20 protein-coding genes are annotated in these 19,149 nt (G+C 57.6%); all 20 read right to left on the reverse strand.

Translation table 11 applies throughout. From position 1 onward, the window contains the following. Position 1: 1 nt before the first annotated feature. From IF654_RS18030 to IF654_RS18125, 20 genes are read right to left on the reverse strand one after another with little or no spacing between them, the layout of a single operon-like run. Positions 2–2,584 (reverse strand): T6SS phospholipase effector Tle1-like catalytic domain-containing protein, encoded by a 2,583-nt coding sequence (locus tag IF654_RS18030; RefSeq protein WP_230683724.1) that lies wholly within the window; start codon positions 2,582–2,584, stop codon positions 2–4. Between the two features lie 32 nt (positions 2,585–2,616). Beyond that, complete coding sequence (locus tag IF654_RS18035) at positions 2,617–3,150, reverse strand: DUF3304 domain-containing protein (RefSeq protein WP_194862178.1); 534 nt, start codon at positions 3,148–3,150, stop codon at positions 2,617–2,619. Continuing rightward, complete coding sequence (locus IF654_RS18040; RefSeq protein WP_194862177.1) at positions 3,135–3,665, reverse strand: DUF3304 domain-containing protein; 531 nt, start codon at positions 3,663–3,665, stop codon at positions 3,135–3,137. The genes IF654_RS18035 and IF654_RS18040 overlap by 16 nt, the downstream gene beginning before the upstream one ends. Then, complete coding sequence (locus IF654_RS18045; protein WP_047281845.1) at positions 3,650–4,183, reverse strand: DUF3304 domain-containing protein; 534 nt, start codon at positions 4,181–4,183, stop codon at positions 3,650–3,652. The genes IF654_RS18040 and IF654_RS18045 overlap by 16 nt, the downstream gene beginning before the upstream one ends. Continuing rightward, positions 4,168–4,701, reverse strand: a complete 534-nt coding sequence (locus IF654_RS18050; RefSeq protein ID WP_080960285.1) for a DUF3304 domain-containing protein — start codon at positions 4,699–4,701, stop codon at positions 4,168–4,170. The genes IF654_RS18045 and IF654_RS18050 overlap by 16 nt, the downstream gene beginning before the upstream one ends. Then, a complete protein-coding gene (locus IF654_RS18055; protein ID WP_194862176.1) occupies positions 4,686–5,207 on the reverse strand; it encodes a DUF3304 domain-containing protein in 522 nt (173 codons plus the stop codon). Before IF654_RS18055 ends, IF654_RS18050 begins: the two co-directional genes overlap by 16 nt. 36 nt (positions 5,208–5,243) lie before the next feature. After that, complete coding sequence (locus tag IF654_RS18060) at positions 5,244–7,826, reverse strand: T6SS phospholipase effector Tle1-like catalytic domain-containing protein (protein ID WP_230683725.1); 2,583 nt, start codon at positions 7,824–7,826, stop codon at positions 5,244–5,246. A gap of 32 nt (positions 7,827–7,858) precedes the next feature. Then, entirely contained in the window at positions 7,859–8,389 is a 531-nt protein-coding gene (locus IF654_RS18065) for a DUF3304 domain-containing protein (protein WP_194862174.1), read from the reverse strand. Then, positions 8,374–8,904 carry a DUF3304 domain-containing protein gene (locus tag IF654_RS18070; protein WP_194862173.1) on the reverse strand — a complete coding sequence of 177 codons (531 nt, stop codon included), beginning with the start codon at positions 8,902–8,904 and terminating at the stop codon, positions 8,374–8,376. Before IF654_RS18070 ends, IF654_RS18065 begins: the two co-directional genes overlap by 16 nt. Beyond that, on the reverse strand, positions 8,889–9,410 hold the full coding sequence (locus tag IF654_RS18075) for a DUF3304 domain-containing protein (RefSeq protein ID WP_194862176.1): 522 nt from the start codon (positions 9,408–9,410) through the stop codon (positions 8,889–8,891). The genes IF654_RS18070 and IF654_RS18075 overlap by 16 nt, the downstream gene beginning before the upstream one ends. Before the next feature lie 36 nt (positions 9,411–9,446). Next, entirely contained in the window at positions 9,447–12,029 is a 2,583-nt protein-coding gene (locus IF654_RS18080) for a T6SS phospholipase effector Tle1-like catalytic domain-containing protein (protein ID WP_230683725.1), read from the reverse strand. Between the two features lie 32 nt (positions 12,030–12,061). After that, positions 12,062–12,592 carry a DUF3304 domain-containing protein gene (locus IF654_RS18085; protein WP_194862174.1) on the reverse strand — a complete coding sequence of 177 codons (531 nt, stop codon included), beginning with the start codon at positions 12,590–12,592 and terminating at the stop codon, positions 12,062–12,064. Then, positions 12,577–13,107 carry a DUF3304 domain-containing protein gene (locus IF654_RS18090; RefSeq protein ID WP_194862173.1) on the reverse strand — a complete coding sequence of 177 codons (531 nt, stop codon included), beginning with the start codon at positions 13,105–13,107 and terminating at the stop codon, positions 12,577–12,579. The genes IF654_RS18085 and IF654_RS18090 overlap by 16 nt, the downstream gene beginning before the upstream one ends. After that, positions 13,092–13,625: a DUF3304 domain-containing protein gene (locus IF654_RS18095; RefSeq protein WP_047281844.1), complete on the reverse strand. Its 534-nt coding sequence runs from the start codon at positions 13,623–13,625 to the stop codon at positions 13,092–13,094. Before IF654_RS18095 ends, IF654_RS18090 begins: the two co-directional genes overlap by 16 nt. Further along, positions 13,610–14,128 carry a DUF3304 domain-containing protein gene (locus tag IF654_RS18100; protein WP_230683726.1) on the reverse strand — a complete coding sequence of 173 codons (519 nt, stop codon included), beginning with the start codon at positions 14,126–14,128 and terminating at the stop codon, positions 13,610–13,612. Before IF654_RS18100 ends, IF654_RS18095 begins: the two co-directional genes overlap by 16 nt. 37 nt (positions 14,129–14,165) lie before the next feature. Further along, positions 14,166–16,748, reverse strand: coding sequence for a T6SS phospholipase effector Tle1-like catalytic domain-containing protein (locus tag IF654_RS18105; RefSeq protein ID WP_230683727.1), 2,583 nt, complete (start codon positions 16,746–16,748; stop codon positions 14,166–14,168). Between the two features lie 32 nt (positions 16,749–16,780). Beyond that, a complete protein-coding gene (locus tag IF654_RS18110; RefSeq protein WP_196325520.1) occupies positions 16,781–17,314 on the reverse strand; it encodes a DUF3304 domain-containing protein in 534 nt (177 codons plus the stop codon). Then, complete coding sequence (locus IF654_RS18115; protein WP_194862171.1) at positions 17,299–17,832, reverse strand: DUF3304 domain-containing protein; 534 nt, start codon at positions 17,830–17,832, stop codon at positions 17,299–17,301. Before IF654_RS18115 ends, IF654_RS18110 begins: the two co-directional genes overlap by 16 nt. Further along, complete coding sequence (locus IF654_RS18120) at positions 17,817–18,335, reverse strand: DUF3304 domain-containing protein (protein ID WP_194862170.1); 519 nt, start codon at positions 18,333–18,335, stop codon at positions 17,817–17,819. Before IF654_RS18120 ends, IF654_RS18115 begins: the two co-directional genes overlap by 16 nt. After that, the gene (locus IF654_RS18125; protein WP_047273448.1) at positions 18,332–19,141 is read right to left on the reverse strand and encodes a DUF4123 domain-containing protein; all 810 of its coding nucleotides are present in this window, start codon (positions 19,139–19,141) and stop codon (positions 18,332–18,334) included. The genes IF654_RS18120 and IF654_RS18125 overlap by 4 nt, the downstream gene beginning before the upstream one ends. Between the last annotated feature and the right edge of the window lie 8 nt (positions 19,142–19,149).

Below are 19,149 nucleotides of genomic sequence, written 5' to 3' on the forward strand. Positions count from 1 at the left end.
GCTACACAATCGAATCGATGTCCAAAAAGTAGGGTTTGCCGTAGACGTGGCCGCCGACCAGTTCGGCAATCGCCTGCTCAATGGGGTCAATTTCCACAGGGCTTGGCCAGCGGGATTTGCGGGCGGCGGTGCGAGCCAGTTCATCGGTGTTTGGGACGGGGATTTCGGCGGGTTCGCCTTTGAGGATGGCGATCAGGTCTTCGGTCGTGGCTGTGGCTTCGCTTAGCAGCGGCGCCAGCGGCAAGGCCTGGGCGGCTTTGACGGCGCTGGCCGTGTCTTTGCTGAAGGCGCGGATTGAGGTCAGCCCTTCAACCATGGGCAGGGCGCGGCGTGTGACGGTGTCAAACGCGCTGATGCTTGGGAAGCCCACCTTGCCGCGAAACACCGGGGTGCCGAGGGTCGGGATCATCAGCCCCACCAAAAAGCGCGGGTCATGACGTTTGACGCTCAGGCCGACGCTGGCCACCGACAGCGCCACGCCCACCACGCGCTCAGTGGTCACCAGCAACGTCAGTTCGTTGTTGGACTCGTTGTCGAAAAAGATGTTGCGATAACGGAAGTAATCACTGAACAACTCGCGCTCATTCAACTCCGCGTTCATGAACCAGGCGCGGGAGTCATGCACATGCTCATCGAACAGGCGGATGATCGGCAACACACTGTCGTTCAACGCCTTGCCATCATGGCCGAACAGTTGCCCATAACGGATCTCCCCATCCCTGCGCATGTCGGCATAGTGCTGCGCTTCATCCTGCTCATTGGTCATATAGACCAACCCGCCGAGAAACGTGTTTAACAGCGTTCCGAAGCCGACAAACTCGCTGGTGTCCAGGTTCCATTCCGGCACGTAGTCACGTCGAAAATCGGCCATGGCGTTGCGCAATTGCCGGTATTCAAGGGACGGGTCGTACACCTTGCTGGTGTTGAACCTCTGCACGGGCGTGGTCTTGCTACGTTCCTCGTACTTCTTTTTGATGGCTTCGTGGGCTGTTTTTTCAGCCAACTGCACCTCGGTCAAAACGGGAGCAGGCGCGCCCGCCAGCGCGGCCGCGTCTGCCTTGAGTTGCATGCCGTGCAACGCCTTGAAGGCCTTGACCTCGTCAGAGCTCATGTCTTTGGTCGCGCCATCCCTCATCACATCGCTGTACGACTGCGTGTGAGGGGCACAGCCCTTGGCGTAACGGCTGATCCGCCACCCGGTGATCAACCCCGCCTCGCGCCTCATCACCTCCTCCAGCGGACCGTTGTCCATGGCATTGAGCCAGGCGTTGAAACGGGTGATGACGGTGGGGCCTACCTCGAATTCAAAAGAAGTTGATTCACTCATCGCTAGCCAAGGGCGTTCATTCATTAATGCTGCATTAAACGCTTCAGGGGGAGCCTGCAGAGGTGCGCCGACTTTATAAGCCTCGGCATACATGTGGTGCAAAGCGAGCTGCGACACCACCTCTTTTTCGCCCTGAGATGCCTTGCCCTGATCGCCAGGCGGGTAACCGCCGCCCACATCCGAGTGCATACCGGGGTAGATGTACTCCGCCGTACCGGCGCGGTAAGTGGACGGGCACATCGGGTCGTCCGGGTTGGCTTTGCGCCGAATGGAATCCACCGGGAAGCAACTGCGCTGCTCGTGGGCCGCCACCATGTGCACGCAATGCTCAAGGAAGGCCTCGTCATCGCTCAGGCGCAGGCTGCCATCGGCCCAGCCCATGTGCCCGGCGGCAAAGGGCACCATATACGGTAACCCCACCGACGCCACGGTATCGAACAGGCCCATGAACACGATCTTGATCGGCAGACCAGCGAACAGGTAACACCTGCTGCCCTCCACCTCCACCTTGGTCAGGGCCTCCAGCCAGTTGGCAAACGTCCGCGCCTGGGCTGCGCCACGGGAAAAGCCATACACGAACAGGCGCACGGCCTTGATTTCAGGAATGGTTTTAGACGCGTGTGCCGCATCAATCTGGCTTTTAAGTTCGGCCAGCGGGGCCGCCAGTACTTCCTGGCGGCGGGTATAGCTGTTTTTGAAAAGCGAAACGCCGAGTAAATCTTCGGTGAGGCTGGTACCCATATCTTTAACAAGGTTGTAGGCATCTATATTTTCAAGACGCGATAAGCCTGTTGCTCTTCGAAGGGCATCGATCACTCGGGTAATGCCCCAGTTGATACGGTTCTCACCGCCCACCGCCTTTGTCAGGCCGTCACTGTTGGGTTCAAATTCACCTATATCCTTGAACTCGGTGCCAACGCCTTGCATGTAATACCGGTAAAACCCCTCCCTCTCCTCTGCCTCATAAACAGAGCCGCCCAAACTCGCATGATAAAGACGCGCCACATTGGTTGTGGTTAAAGGCGTGGCCTTACTGTCAGACGGTTCATGGTTGTTCGTACCGTCAAAACACAGGCTGATCGTCACAATTTTCATGCACGGGGCGCCAGCGTACGCGTGTCCGGCAGCCCAAGCAGCGCTCATCGCGGCTTGCTCAAACCCATGAAAGGCCGCTTGTTGCTCTCGGTAATTGCGCAACACATCGCCCGGCGTTTTTGGCAGCAACCCGTCTTCCTTGAAATAAGGAGTGGGGCTCATAAATTCCGGAGCCGGCTTTTGGGAAGATGAATTCATGGTTGTGGACATGTCGCAGGCTCCTGCATTTTTTGAGGGAAGTTGAACGGATAGCCGGGTTGCCCTGGCAGCATCGCCACTGCCGAAACCGCAACCTGATTGCAAGGAAGAAAGTGAACATCGATTGCACCCAGTCGCTCATAGGGCGCTACAGGCACAACGGCTCGATGACGGGTGTATTTGGCCTGATGCTCTCTGGCTGCTTTGCTCCAAGCATCCGAATAGCGGGGCTTTGGCCAGTTGATTGAGTCATACACATTGGGATCCTTCTCCCACTCCACCACCACCGTCAGCCCGGGGTGCCATTTAACTGGCAGTGACGCGCAGCAATTTTGCCCACCCCCGTAGCCATACGGCGCCAGATTCGGCCCACCGGCACCGTTCACAGAAAACCAATTAATCGCCGCCGAGGTATGGCTATACCCCTCGATGGGTGTACCCAGACGCACGGGCTTTGGCGGGGTGCAGCCTTGCAGTGCAAGGCCGCTGATCAACGTCAGCCACACGACTCGAATCAGGACTCTGGACATGTGGCGGGCTCCTGCATTTTTTGAGGGAAGTGATAAGGATATTTGGGCGTTCCGGGCATCATGAGCCCTGCGGTAACTGCCACTTGGTTGCACGGCAAGAAGTGCACGTTCACAACCCCCAACCGTTCGTACCGTGCAACAGGCACAACGGCTCGATGACGGGTGTATTTGGCGGCATGCAACTTATAAGCAGCCCGATAGCCGTCAGTTCCGAGAGGAGGCCAATTCGCAGAAGCATATGGATCAGGATCCTTCTCCCACTCAACCACCACCGTCAGCCCGGGGTGCCATTTAACTGGCAATGACGCGCAGCAATTTTGTTTGCCACCGCCGCTATAAGGACTGATGTTCGGCCCGCCGCCCCCATTCACAGAAAACCAATTAATCGCCGCCGAGGTATGGCTATACCCCTCGATGGGTGTGCCCAGACGCACGGGCTTTGGCGGGGTGCAGCCTTGCAGCGAAAGGCCGCTGATCAACGTCAGCCACACGACTCGAATCAGGACTCTGGACATGTGGCGGGCTCCTGCATTTTTTGAGGGAAGTGAAACGGATAATCGGGACGACCCGGATAAGTCGTACCGGCTGACACGGCTACTTGGTTGCAAGGTAAGAAGTGCACATTGACAAGCCCCAACTCCTCATACCGTGCAACAGGCACAACGGCTCGATGACGGGTGTATTTGGCCTGATGCTCTCTGGCTGCTTTGCTCCAAGCATCCGAATAGCGGGGCTTTGGCCAGTTGATTGAGTCATACACATTGGGATCCTTCTCCCACTCCACCACCACCGTCAGCCCGGGATGCCATTTCACCGGCAGTGACGCGCAGCAATTTTGCCCACCCCCGTAGCCATACGGCGCCAGATTCGGCCCGCCGCCTCCATTCACAGAAAACCAATTAATCGCCGCCGAGGTATGGCTATACCCCTCGATGGGTGTGCCCAGACGCACGGGCTTTGGCGGGGTGCAGCCTTGCAGTGCAAGGCCGCTGATCAACATCAGCCACAGGACTCGAATCAGGACTCTGGACATGTCGCGGGCTCCTGCATTTTTTGAGGGAAGTGAAACGGATAATCAGGACGACCCGGATAAGTCGCACCGGCTGAAACGGCTACTTGGTTGCAAGGTAAGAAGTGCACATTGACAAGCCCCAACTCCTCATACCGTGCAACAGGCACAACGGCTCGATGACGGGTGTAATGCGTTTCGTGCTCGTCCATACGCTTGCGCCACTCATCAGAAAACATCCGTTCCGGCCAACGTCCATAAGCATGCGGATCAGGATCCTTCTCCCACTCCACCACCACCGTCAGCCCGGGGTGCCATTTAACTGGCAATGACGCGCAGCAATTTTGTTTGCCACCGCCGCTATAAGGACTGATGTTCGGCCCGCCGCCCCCATTCACAGAAAACCAATTAATCGCCGCCGAGGTATGGCTATACCCCTCGATGGGTGTGCCCAGACGCACGGGCTTTGGCGGGGTGCAGCCTTGCAGCGAAAGGCCGCTGATCAACGTCAGCCACACGACTCGAATCAGGACTCTGGACATGTGGCGGGCTCCTGCATTTTTTGAGGGAAGTGAAACGGATAATCGGGACGACCCGGATAAGTCGTCCCAGCCGAAACGGCTACTTGGTTACAAGGCAGGAAATGCACATTTACAATTCCTAAGTCCTCGTACTGCACAACAGGCACAACGGCTCGATGACGGGTGTATTTGGCCTGATGCTCTCTGGCTGCTTTGCTCCAAGCATCCGAAAACGGAGGATCAGGCCAATTGACTGAGTCATACGGATTGGGATCCTTCTCCCACTCCACCACCACCGTCAGCCCGGGATGCCATTTCACCGGCAGTGACGCGCAGCAATTCTGTTTGCCACCGCCGCTATAAGGACTAATGTTTGGCCCGCCCCCCCTGTTCACAGAAAACCGGTTAATCGCCGCTGAGGTATGGTTGTACCCCTCGATGGGGGCACCCAGACGTACGGGCTTTGGCGGGGTGCAGCCTTGCAGTGCAAGGCCGCTGATAAACAAGATTCGTAATAGGTGTGTCATGAGGTGATTTCTTATTTTTAGGTTTTAAGACGTGCGCTACACAATCGAATCGATGTCCAAAAAGTAGGGTTTGCCGTAGACGTGGCCGCCGACCATTTCGGCAATCGCCTGCTCAATGGGGTCGATTTCCACAGGGCTTGGCCAGCGGGATTTGCGGGCGGCGGTGCGAGCCAGTTCATCGGTGCTTGGGACGGGGATTTCGGCGGGTTCGCCTTTGAGGATGGCGATCAGGTCTTCGGTCGTGGCTGTGGCTTCGCTCAGCAGCGGCGCCAGCGGCAAGGCCTGGGCGGCTTTGACGGCGCTGGCCGTGTCTTTGCTGAAGGCGCGGATTGAGGTCAGCCCTTCAACCATGGGCAGGGCGCGGCGCGTGACGGTGTCAAACGCGCTGATGCTCGGGAAGCCCACTTTGCCGCGAAACACCGGGGTGCCAAGGGTCGGGATCATCAGCCCCACCAGAAAGCGCGGGTCATGGCGTTTGACGCTCAGGCCGACGCTGGCCACCGACAGCGCCACGCCCACCACGCGCTCAGTGGTCACCAACAACGTCAGTTCGTTGTTGGACTCGGTGTCGAAAAAGATGTTGCGATAACGGAAGTAATCACTGAACAACTCGCGTTCATTCAACTCCGCGTTCATGAACCAGGCGCGGGAGTCATGCACATGCTCATCGAACAGGCGGATGATCGGCAACACACTGTCGTTCAACGCCTTGCCATCATGGCCGAACAGTTGCCCATAACGGATCTCCCCATCCCTGCGCATGTCGGCATAGTGCTGCGCTTCATCCTGCTCATTGGTCATGTAGACCAACCCGCCGAGAAACGTGTTTAACAGCGTTCCCCAGCCGACAAACTCGCTGGCGTCTAGGTTCCATTCCGGCACGTAGTCGCGTCGAAAATCGGCCATGGCGTTGCGCAATTGCCGGTATTCAAGGGACGGTTCGTACACCTTGCTGGTGTTGAACCTCTGCACGGGCGTGGTCTTGCTACGTTCCTCGTACTTCTTTTTGATGGCTTCGTGGGCTGTTTTTTCGGCCAGCTGCACCTCGGTCAAAACGGGAGCAGGCGCGCCCGCCAGCGCGGCCGCGTCTGCCTTGAGTTGCATGCCGTGCAACGCCTTGAAGGCCTTGACCTCGTCAGAGCTCATGTCTTTGGTCGCGCCATCCCTCATCACATCGCTGTACGACTGCGTGTGAGGGGCACAGCCCTTGGCGTAACGGCTGATCCGCCACCCGGTGATCAACCCCGCCTCGCGCCTCATCACCTCCTCCAGCGGACCGTTGTCCATGGCATTGAGCCAGGCGTTGAAACGGGTGATGACGGTGGGGCCTACGGCGAATTCAAGATAAGTTGGGTCGCTCATGACCAACCAAGGTTGTTCGCCTTTTAGCTTTTCAGTAAAAACTTTTGCAGGGGCCTGTAACGGCGCCCCAACCTTGTAGGCTTCGGCATACATGTGGTGCAAAGCGAGCTGCGACACCACCTCTTTTATACCCTGAGAGGCCTTGCCCTGATCGCCGGGCGGGTAACCGCCGCCCACATCCGAGTGCATGCCGGGGTAGATGTACTCCGCCGTACCGGCGCGGTAAGTGGACGGGCACATCGGGTCGTCCGGGTTGGCTTTGCGCCGAATGGAATCCACCGGGAAGCAACTGCGCTGCTCATGCGCCGCCACCATGTGCACGCAATGCTCAAGGAAGGCCTCGTCATCGCTCAGGCGCAGGCTGCCATCGGCCCAGCCCATGTGCCCGGCGGCAAAGGGCACCATATACGGTAACCCCACCGACGCCACGGTATCGAACAGGCCCATGAACACGATCTTGATCGGCAGGCCAGCAAACAGGTAACACGTACGGCCCTCCACCTCGACCTTGGTCAGGGCCTCCAGCCAGTTGGCAAACGTCCGCGCCTGGGCTGCGCCACGGGAAAAGCCATACACGAACAGGCGCACGGCCTTGATTTCAGGAATGGTTTTAGACGCGTGTGCCGCATCAATCTGGCTTTTAAGTTCAGCCAGTGGGGCCGCCAGTACTTCCTGGCGGCGGGTATAGCTGTTTTTGAAAAGCGAAACGCCGAGTAAATCTTCGGTGAGGCTGGTGCCCATATCTTTAACAAGGTTGTAACTATCTTTTATGGTCAGAGGTTTTTGGCCGCACGCTTTCTTCAGCGCATCAATCAAACGGGTAATCCCCCAATTGATTCGATTCTCACCGCCCACCGCCTTTGTCAGGCCGTCACTGTTGGGTTCAAATTCACCTATATCCTTGAACTCGGTGCCAACGCCTTGCATGTAATACCGGTAAAACCCCTCCCTCTCCTCTGCTTCATAAACAGAGCCGCCCAAACTTGCATGGTAAAGACGCGCCACATTGGTTGTGGTTAAAGGTGTGGCCTTGCTGTCAGACGGTTCATGGTTGTTCGTACCGTCAAAACACAGGCTGATCGTCACAATTTTCATGCACGGGGCGCCCGCATATGCGTGCCCGGCAGCCCAAGCAGCACTCATCGCGGCTTGCTCAAACCCATGAAAGGCCGCTTGTTGCTCTCGGTAATTGCGCAACACATCGCCCGGCGTTTTTGGCAGCAACCCGTCTTCCTTGAAATAAGGAGTGGGGCTCATAAATTCCGGAGCCGGCTTTTGGGAAGATGAATTCATGGTTGTGGACATGTCGCAGGCTCCTGCATTTTTTGAGGAAAGTTGAACGGGTAGCCAGGTTGCCCAGGCAGCATCGCCACTGCCGAAACCGCAACCTGATTGCAAGGAAGAAAGTGAACATCGATTGCACCCAGTCGCTCATAGGGCGCTACAGGCACAACGGCTCGATGGCGGGTGTACTTGGCTGCATGCAACTTATAAGCAGCCCGATAGCCGTCAGTTCCGAGAGGAGGCCAATTCGCAGAAGCATATGGATCAGGATCCTTCTCCCACTCCACCACCACCGTCAGCCCGGGATGCCACTTCACCGGCAGTGACACGCAGCAATTTTGTTTGCCGCCGCCGCTATAGGGACTGATGTTCGGCCCGCCGCCCCCATTCACAGAAAACCAATTAATCGCCGCCGAGGTATGGCTATACCCCTCGATGGGTGTACCCAGACGCACGGGCTTTGGCGGGGTGCAGCCTTGCAGCGAAAGGCCGCTGATCAACATCAGCCACAAGACTCGAATCAGGACTCTGGACATGTGGCGGGCTCCTGCATTTTTTGAGGGAAGTTGAACGGATAGCCGGGTTGCCCTGGCAGCATCGCCACTGCCGAAACCGCAACCTGATTGCAAGGAAGAAAGTGCACATCGATTGCACCCAGTCGCTCATAGGGCGCAACAGGTACAACGGCTCGATGGCGGGTGTACTTAGCTGCATGCAACTTATAAGCAGCTCGATAGCCGTCAGTTCCGAGAGGAGGCCAATTCACGTAAGCATGCGGATCAGGATCCTTCTCCCACTCCACCACCACCGTCAGCCCGGGGTGCCATTTAACTGGCAATGACGCGCAGCAATTTTGTTTGCCACCGCCGCTATAAGGACTGATGTTCGGCCCGCCGCCCCCATTCACAGAAAACCAATTAATCGCCGCCGAGGTATGGCTATACCCCTCGATGGGTGTGCCCAGACGCACGGGCTTTGGCGGGGTGCAGCCTTGCAGCGAAAGGCCGCTGATCAACGTCAGCCACACGACTCGAATCAGGACTCTGGACATGTGGCGGGCTCCTGCATTTTTTGAGGGAAGTGAAACGGATAATCGGGACGACCCGGATAAGTCGTCCCAGCCGAAACGGCTACTTGGTTACAAGGCAGGAAATGCACATTTACAATTCCTAAGTCCTCGTACTGCACAACAGGCACAACGGCTCGATGACGGGTGTATTTGGCCTGATGCTCTCTGGCTGCTTTGCTCCAAGCATCCGAAAACGGAGGATCAGGCCAATTGACTGAGTCATACGGATTGGGATCCTTCTCCCACTCCACCACCACCGTCAGCCCGGGATGCCATTTCACCGGCAGTGACGCGCAGCAATTCTGTTTGCCACCGCCGCTATAAGGACTAATGTTTGGCCCGCCCCCCCTGTTCACAGAAAACCGGTTAATCGCCGCTGAGGTATGGTTGTACCCCTCGATGGGGGCACCCAGACGTACGGGCTTTGGCGGGGTGCAGCCTTGCAGTGCAAGGCCGCTGATAAACAAGATTCGTAATAGGTGTGTCATGAGGTGATTTCTTATTTTTAGGTTTTAAGACGTGCGCTACACAATCGAATCGATGTCCAAAAAGTAGGGTTTGCCGTAGACGTGGCCGCCGACCATTTCGGCAATCGCCTGCTCAATGGGGTCGATTTCCACAGGGCTTGGCCAGCGGGATTTGCGGGCGGCGGTGCGAGCCAGTTCATCGGTGCTTGGGACGGGGATTTCGGCGGGTTCGCCTTTGAGGATGGCGATCAGGTCTTCGGTCGTGGCTGTGGCTTCGCTCAGCAGCGGCGCCAGCGGCAAGGCCTGGGCGGCTTTGACGGCGCTGGCCGTGTCTTTGCTGAAGGCGCGGATTGAGGTCAGCCCTTCAACCATGGGCAGGGCGCGGCGCGTGACGGTGTCAAACGCGCTGATGCTCGGGAAGCCCACTTTGCCGCGAAACACCGGGGTGCCAAGGGTCGGGATCATCAGCCCCACCAGAAAGCGCGGGTCATGGCGTTTGACGCTCAGGCCGACGCTGGCCACCGACAGCGCCACGCCCACCACGCGCTCAGTGGTCACCAACAACGTCAGTTCGTTGTTGGACTCGGTGTCGAAAAAGATGTTGCGATAACGGAAGTAATCACTGAACAACTCGCGTTCATTCAACTCCGCGTTCATGAACCAGGCGCGGGAGTCATGCACATGCTCATCGAACAGGCGGATGATCGGCAACACACTGTCGTTCAACGCCTTGCCATCATGGCCGAACAGTTGCCCATAACGGATCTCCCCATCCCTGCGCATGTCGGCATAGTGCTGCGCTTCATCCTGCTCATTGGTCATGTAGACCAACCCGCCGAGAAACGTGTTTAACAGCGTTCCCCAGCCGACAAACTCGCTGGCGTCTAGGTTCCATTCCGGCACGTAGTCGCGTCGAAAATCGGCCATGGCGTTGCGCAATTGCCGGTATTCAAGGGACGGTTCGTACACCTTGCTGGTGTTGAACCTCTGCACGGGCGTGGTCTTGCTACGTTCCTCGTACTTCTTTTTGATGGCTTCGTGGGCTGTTTTTTCGGCCAGCTGCACCTCGGTCAAAACGGGAGCAGGCGCGCCCGCCAGCGCGGCCGCGTCTGCCTTGAGTTGCATGCCGTGCAACGCCTTGAAGGCCTTGACCTCGTCAGAGCTCATGTCTTTGGTCGCGCCATCCCTCATCACATCGCTGTACGACTGCGTGTGAGGGGCACAGCCCTTGGCGTAACGGCTGATCCGCCACCCGGTGATCAACCCCGCCTCGCGCCTCATCACCTCCTCCAGCGGACCGTTGTCCATGGCATTGAGCCAGGCGTTGAAACGGGTGATGACGGTGGGGCCTACGGCGAATTCAAGATAAGTTGGGTCGCTCATGACCAACCAAGGTTGTTCGCCTTTTAGCTTTTCAGTAAAAACTTTTGCAGGGGCCTGTAACGGCGCCCCAACCTTGTAGGCTTCGGCATACATGTGGTGCAAAGCGAGCTGCGACACCACCTCTTTTATACCCTGAGAGGCCTTGCCCTGATCGCCGGGCGGGTAACCGCCGCCCACATCCGAGTGCATGCCGGGGTAGATGTACTCCGCCGTACCGGCGCGGTAAGTGGACGGGCACATCGGGTCGTCCGGGTTGGCTTTGCGCCGAATGGAATCCACCGGGAAGCAACTGCGCTGCTCATGCGCCGCCACCATGTGCACGCAATGCTCAAGGAAGGCCTCGTCATCGCTCAGGCGCAGGCTGCCATCGGCCCAGCCCATGTGCCCGGCGGCAAAGGGCACCATATACGGTAACCCCACCGACGCCACGGTATCGAACAGGCCCATGAACACGATCTTGATCGGCAGGCCAGCAAACAGGTAACACGTACGGCCCTCCACCTCGACCTTGGTCAGGGCCTCCAGCCAGTTGGCAAACGTCCGCGCCTGGGCTGCGCCACGGGAAAAGCCATACACGAACAGGCGCACGGCCTTGATTTCAGGAATGGTTTTAGACGCGTGTGCCGCATCAATCTGGCTTTTAAGTTCAGCCAGTGGGGCCGCCAGTACTTCCTGGCGGCGGGTATAGCTGTTTTTGAAAAGCGAAACGCCGAGTAAATCTTCGGTGAGGCTGGTGCCCATATCTTTAACAAGGTTGTAACTATCTTTTATGGTCAGAGGTTTTTGGCCGCACGCTTTCTTCAGCGCATCAATCAAACGGGTAATCCCCCAATTGATTCGATTCTCACCGCCCACCGCCTTTGTCAGGCCGTCACTGTTGGGTTCAAATTCACCTATATCCTTGAACTCGGTGCCAACGCCTTGCATGTAATACCGGTAAAACCCCTCCCTCTCCTCTGCTTCATAAACAGAGCCGCCCAAACTTGCATGGTAAAGACGCGCCACATTGGTTGTGGTTAAAGGTGTGGCCTTGCTGTCAGACGGTTCATGGTTGTTCGTACCGTCAAAACACAGGCTGATCGTCACAATTTTCATGCACGGGGCGCCCGCATATGCGTGCCCGGCAGCCCAAGCAGCACTCATCGCGGCTTGCTCAAACCCATGAAAGGCCGCTTGTTGCTCTCGGTAATTGCGCAACACATCGCCCGGCGTTTTTGGCAGCAACCCGTCTTCCTTGAAATAAGGAGTGGGGCTCATAAATTCCGGAGCCGGCTTTTGGGAAGATGAATTCATGGTTGTGGACATGTCGCAGGCTCCTGCATTTTTTGAGGAAAGTTGAACGGGTAGCCAGGTTGCCCAGGCAGCATCGCCACTGCCGAAACCGCAACCTGATTGCAAGGAAGAAAGTGAACATCGATTGCACCCAGTCGCTCATAGGGCGCTACAGGCACAACGGCTCGATGGCGGGTGTACTTGGCTGCATGCAACTTATAAGCAGCCCGATAGCCGTCAGTTCCGAGAGGAGGCCAATTCGCAGAAGCATATGGATCAGGATCCTTCTCCCACTCCACCACCACCGTCAGCCCGGGATGCCACTTCACCGGCAGTGACACGCAGCAATTTTGTTTGCCGCCGCCGCTATAGGGACTGATGTTCGGCCCGCCGCCCCCATTCACAGAAAACCAATTAATCGCCGCCGAGGTATGGCTATACCCCTCGATGGGTGTACCCAGACGCACGGGCTTTGGCGGGGTGCAGCCTTGCAGCGAAAGGCCGCTGATCAACATCAGCCACAAGACTCGAATCAGGACTCTGGACATGTGGCGGGCTCCTGCATTTTTTGAGGGAAGTTGAACGGATAGCCGGGTTGCCCTGGCAGCATCGCCACTGCCGAAACCGCAACCTGATTGCAAGGAAGAAAGTGCACATCGATTGCACCCAGTCGCTCATAGGGCGCAACAGGTACAACGGCTCGATGGCGGGTGTACTTAGCTGCATGCAACTTATAAGCAGCTCGATAGCCGTCAGTTCCGAGAGGAGGCCAATTCACGTAAGCATGCGGATCAGGATCCTTCTCCCACTCCACCACCACCGTCAGCCCGGGGTGCCATTTAACTGGCAATGACGCGCAGCAATTTTGTTTGCCACCGCCGCTATAAGGACTGATGTTCGGCCCGCCGCCCCCATTCACAGAAAACCAATTAATCGCCGCCGAGGTATGGCTATACCCCTCGATGGGTGTGCCCAGACGCACGGGCTTTGGCGGGGTGCAGCCTTGCAGCGAAAGGCCGCTGATCAACGTCAGCCACACGACTCGAATCAGGACTCTGGACATGTGGCGGGCTCCTGCATTTTTTGAGGGAAGTGAAACGGATAATCGGGACGACCCGGATAAGTCGTCCCAGCCGAAACGGCTACTTGGTTACAAGGCAGGAAATGCACATTTACAATTCCTAAGTCCTCGTACTGCACAACAGGCACAACGGCTCGATGACGGGTGTATTTGGCCTGATGCTCTCTGGCTGCTTTGCTCCAAGCATCCGAAAACGGAGGATCAGGCCAATTGACTGAGTCATACGGATTGGGATCCTTCTCCCACTCCACCACCACCGTCAGCCCGGGGTGCCATTTCACCGGCAGTGATGCGCAGCAATTTTGCCCACCCCCGTAGCCATACGGCGCCAGATTCGGCCCGCCGCCACCATTCACAGAAAACCAATTAATCGCCGCCGAGGTATGGCTATACCCCTCGATGGGGGCACCCAGACGCACGGGCTTTGGCGGGGCGCAGCCTTGCAGCGACAGGCCGCTGATCAACGTCAGCCACAGGACTCGAATCAGGACTCTGGACATGTGGCGGGCTCCTGCATTTTTTGAGGGAAGTGAAACGGATAATCAGGACGACCCGGATAAGTCGTCCCAGCCGAAACGGCTACTTGGTTACAAGGCAGGAAATGCACATTTACAATTCCTAAGTCCTCGTACTGCACAACAGGCACAACGGCTCGATGACGGGTGTACTTAGCTGCATGCAACTTATAAGCAGCCCGATAGCCGTCAGTTCCGAGAGGAGGCCAATTCGCAGAAGCATACGGATCAGGGTCTTTCACCCACTCAACCACCACCGTCAGTCCCGGGTGCCACTTCACCGGCAATGACGCGCAGCACATTTGCCCACCCCCGTAGCCATACGGCGCCAGATTCGGTCCGCCGCCTCCATTCACAGAAAACCGGTTAATCGCCGCCGAGGTATGGCTGTATCCCTCGATGGGGGCACCCAGACGCACGGGTTTTGACGGGGTGCAGCCTTGCAGTGCAAGGCCGCTGATAAACAAGATTCGTAATAGGTGTGTCATGAGGTGATTTCTTATTGTTAGGTTTTAAAGACGTGCGCTACACAATCGAATCGATGTCCAAAAAGTAGGGTTTGCCGTAGACGTGGCCGCCGACCAGTTCGGCAATCGCCTGCTCAATGGGGTCGATTTCCACAGGGCTTGGCCAGCGGGATTTGCGGGCGGCGGTGCGAGCCAGTTCATCGGTGCTTGGGACGGGGATTTCGGCGGGTTCGCCTTTGAGGATGGCGATCAGGTCTTCGGTCGTGGCTGTGGCTTCGCTCAGCAGCGGCGCCAGCGGCAAGGCCTGGGCGGCTTTGACGGCGCTGGCCGTGTCTTTGCTGAAGGCGCGGATTGAGGTCAGCCCTTCAACCATGGGCAGGGCGCGGCGCGTGACGGTGTCAAACGCGCTGATGCTCGGGAAGCCCACTTTGCCGCGAAACACCGGGGTGCCAAGGGTCGGGATCATCAGCCCCACCAGAAAGCGCGGGTCATGGCGTTTGACGCTCAGGCCGACGCTGGCCACCGACAGCGCCACGCCCACCACGCGCTCAGTGGTCACCAACAACGTCAGTTCGTTGTTGGACTCGGTGTCGAAAAAGATGTTGCGATAACGGAAGTAATCACTGAACAACTCGCGTTCATTCAACTCCGCGTTCATGAACCAGGCGCGGGAGTCATGCACATGCTCATCGAACAGGCGGATGATCGGCAACACACTGTCGTTCAACGCCTTGCCATCATGGCCGAACAGTTGCCCATAACGGATCTCCCCATCCCTGCGCATGTCGGCATAGTGCTGCGCTTCATCCTGCTCATTGGTCATGTAGACCAACCCGCCGAGAAACGTGTTTAACAGCGTTCCCCAGCCGACAAACTCGCTGGCGTCTAGGTTCCATTCCGGCACGTAGTCGCGTCGAAAATCGGCCATGGCGTTGCGCAATTGCCGGTATTCAAGGGACGGTTCGTACACCTTGCTGGTGTTGAACCTCTGCACGGGCGTGGTCTTGCTACGTTCCTCGTACTTCTTTTTGATGGCTTCGTGGGCTGTTTTTTCGGCCAGCTGCACCTCGGTCAAAACGGGAGCAGGCGCGCCCGCCAGCGCGGCCGCGTCTGCCTTGAGTTGCATGCCGTGCAACGCCTTGAAGGCCTTGACCTCGTCAGAGCTCATGTCTTTGGTCGCGCCATCCCTCATCACATCGCTGTACGACTGCGTGTGAGGGGCACAGCCCTTGGCGTAACGGCTGATCCGCCACCCGGTGATCAACCCCGCCTCGCGCCTCATCACCTCCTCCAGCGGACCGTTGTCCATGGCATTGAGCCAGGCGTTGAAACGGGTGATGACGGTGGGGCCTACGGCGAATTCAAGATAAGTTGGGTCGCTCATGACCAACCAAGGTTGTTCGCCTTTTAGCTTTTCAGTAAAAACTTTTGCAGGGGCCTGTAACGGCGCCCCAACCTTGTAGGCTTCGGCATACATGTGGTGCAAAGCGAGCTGCGACACCACCTCTTTTATACCCTGAGAGGCCTTGCCCTGATCGCCGGGCGGGTAACCGCCGCCCACATCCGAGTGCATGCCGGGGTAGATGTACTCCGCCGTACCGGCGCGGTAAGTGGACGGGCACATCGGGTCGTCCGGGTTGGCTTTGCGCCGAATGGAATCCACCGGGAAGCAACTGCGCTGCTCATGCGCCGCCACCATGTGCACGCAATGCTCAAGGAAGGCCTCGTCATCGCTCAGGCGCAGGCTGCCATCGGCCCAGCCCATGTGCCCGGCGGCAAAGGGCACCATATACGGTAACCCCACCGACGCCACGGTATCGAACAGGCCCATGAACACGATCTTGATCGGCAGGCCAGCAAACAGGTAACACGTACGGCCCTCCACCTCGACCTTGGTCAGGGCCTCCAGCCAGTTGGCAAACGTCCGCGCCTGGGCTGCGCCACGGGAAAAGCCATACACGAACAGGCGCACGGCCTTGATTTCAGGAATGGTTTTAGACGCGTGTGCCGCATCAATCTGGCTTTTAAGTTCAGCCAGTGGGGCCGCCAGTACTTCCTGGCGGCGGGTATAGCTGTTTTTGAAAAGCGAAACGCCGAGTAAATCTTCGGTGAGGCTGGTGCCCATATCTTTAACAAGGTTGTAACTATCTTTTATGGTCAGAGGTTTTTGGCCGCACGCTTTCTTCAGCGCATCAATCAAACGGGTAATCCCCCAATTGATTCGATTCTCACCGCCCACCGCCTTTGTCAGGCCGTCACTGTTGGGTTCAAATTCACCTATATCCTTGAACTCGGTGCCAACGCCTTGCATGTAATACCGGTAAAACCCCTCCCTCTCCTCTGCTTCATAAACAGAGCCGCCCAAACTTGCATGGTAAAGACGCGCCACATTGGTTGTGGTTAAAGGTGTGGCCTTGCTGTCAGACGGTTCATGGTTGTTCGTACCGTCAAAACACAGGCTGATCGTCACAATTTTCATGCACGGGGCGCCCGCATATGCGTGCCCGGCAGCCCAAGCAGCACTCATCGCGGCTTGCTCAAACCCATGAAAGGCCGCTTGTTGCTCTCGGTAATTGCGCAACACATCGCCCGGCGTTTTTGGCAGCAACCCGTCTTCCTTGAAATAAGGAGTGGGGCTCATAAATTCCGGAGCCGGCTTTTGGGAAGATGAATTCATGGTTGTGGACATGTCGCAGGCTCCTGCATTTTTTGAGGGAAGTGAAACGGATAATCAGGACGACCCGGATAAGTCGTCCCAGCCGAAACGGCTACTTGGTTACAAGGCAGGAAATGCACATTTACAATTCCTAAGTCCTCGTACTGCGCAACAGGCACAACGGCTCGATGATGGGTGTAACGCATCTTGTGTTCTTCCATGCGTTTACTCCACGCATCAGAAAACACCCGTTCAGGCCAACGCCCATAAGCATATGGATCAGGATCTTTCACCCACTCCACCACCACCGTCAGCCCGGGGTGCCATTTCACTGGCAATGACGCGCAGCACATTTGCCCACCCCCGTAGCCATACGGCGCCAGATTTGGTCCGCCGCCACCATTCACAGAAAACCGGTTAATCGCCGCTGAGGTATGGCTGTACCCCTCGATGGGGGCACCCAGACGTACGGGCTTTGGCGGGGTGCAGCCTTGCAGTGCAAGGCCGCCTATCAACATCAGCCAGAAGACTCGAATCAGGATTCTGGACATGTCGCGGGCTCCTGCATTTTTTGTGGGAAGTGATAAGGATATTTGGGCGTTCCGGGCATCATGAGCCCCGCGGTAACTGCCACTTGGTTGCACGGCAAGAAGTGCACGTTCACAACCCCCAACCGTTCGTACCGTGCAACAGGCACAACAGCTCGGTGACGGGTGTATTTGGCCTCATGCTCTCTGGCTGCTTTGCTCCAAGCATCCGAAAACGGAGGATCAGGCCAATTGACTGAGTCATACGGACTGGGATCTTTCTCCCACTCCACCACCACCGTCAGCCCGGGATGCCATTTCACCGGCAGTGACGCGCAGCAATTCTGTTTGCCACCGCCGCTATAAGGACTGATGTTCGGCCCGCCGCCCCTGTTCACAGAAAACCGGTTAATCGCCGCTGAGGTATGGTTGTACCCCTCGATGGGGGCACCCAGACGTACGGGCTTTGGCGGGGTGCAGCCTTGCAGCGCAAGGCCGCTGATCAACATCAGCCACAAGACTCGAATCAGGACTCTGGACATGTGGCGGGCTCCTGCATTTTTTGAGGGAAGTGAAACGGATAATCGGGACGACCCGGATAAGTCGTCCCAGCCGAAACGGCTACTTGGTTACAAGGCAGGAAATGCACATTTACAATTCCTAAGTCCTCGTACTGCGCAACAGGCACAACGGCTCGATGATGGGTGTACTTCGCTGCATGCAACTTATAAGCAGCCCGATAACCGTCAGTTCCGAGAGGAGGCCAGTTCACATAAGCATGCGGATCAGGATCCTTCACCCACTCAACCACCACCGTCAGCCCGGGGTGCCATTTCACCGGCAGCGACGCGCAGCAATTTTGTTTGCCGCCGCCGCTATAAGGACTGATGTTCGGCCCGCCGCCCCTGTTCACAGAAAACCGGTTAATCGCCGCTGAGGTATGGCTGTACCCCTCGATGGGGGCACCCAGACACACGGGCTTTGGCGGGGTGCAGCCTTGGAGTGCAAGGCCGCTGATGACGATGAGCCAAGCTGCGCGGGTCATAAGGCGGCCTTCTTGGGGGTGAGGCTTAAGGGCGGGAATTCGCTCAGTGCGCTGGCGATGAAGGCTTCGTGTTGCGGTTTTTCCAACTGTTGCCGGCTGAGGTTCAGGTGGATGCCTGTCAGGCATCGAATCAGCGCTTCATGGCTGGTAAACCCATGTTGGGCAGGCGTGCAGTCATTTTTTTTGAGCCACTGGAGGGCTGCGCTGAGGGCGTGCAACGGCTGGACCTGCGCTGCGCTTAAGGTCAGGCCGGTCAATGCGCTGTGGTCCTGGGGGTTGATGTCCAGACCGCACAGCGAGGCCTTTTTGCCGTCGTGGTCGATCCAGTGCCAGCGGCACACCGGGCCATGGAAAGGCGCCAGTTGTTCAGGGTCGAGTTGCTCACAAAAATGCCTGAACAGGCGCGTGTCGTAGTAGCGCAACACGCCGCTGCTGGCGCCTTTGTTCCAGGTTGCCTGGGTGGCGCCACGCAATTGCACGGCCAGTTTGTCGAAAGGCCAACGGCTGATCAGGGCCAGCACGCAAAACTGCGCGTGCACGGCGGTGAATAAGTGCGTTGTCGCTGCAATGTGCGCCTGATCCCCCAGGGCGATGCGCAGTAACACCGGCCCCTGATGAGCCAGCGCCTGTTCGGGGGTGTGCTCAAGCAGCCACTGACACTCAGGCGCCGGGCTCAGTGCCAGCAGCGGCGGTAACAGCGCCTCTGGCAGTACGGCGCCGTTAAGCAGCAGGTCCAGATGATCGATTCCGGCACTGCGGGCTTCGCCCATCAAGTGATGCAGCCATTCTTTTGCGTTCGTGGTCATGGCTTTTC

This window comes from Pseudomonas lundensis (assembly GCF_015377145.2).
Taxonomy (GTDB): domain Bacteria; phylum Pseudomonadota; class Gammaproteobacteria; order Pseudomonadales; family Pseudomonadaceae; genus Aquipseudomonas; species Aquipseudomonas lundensis.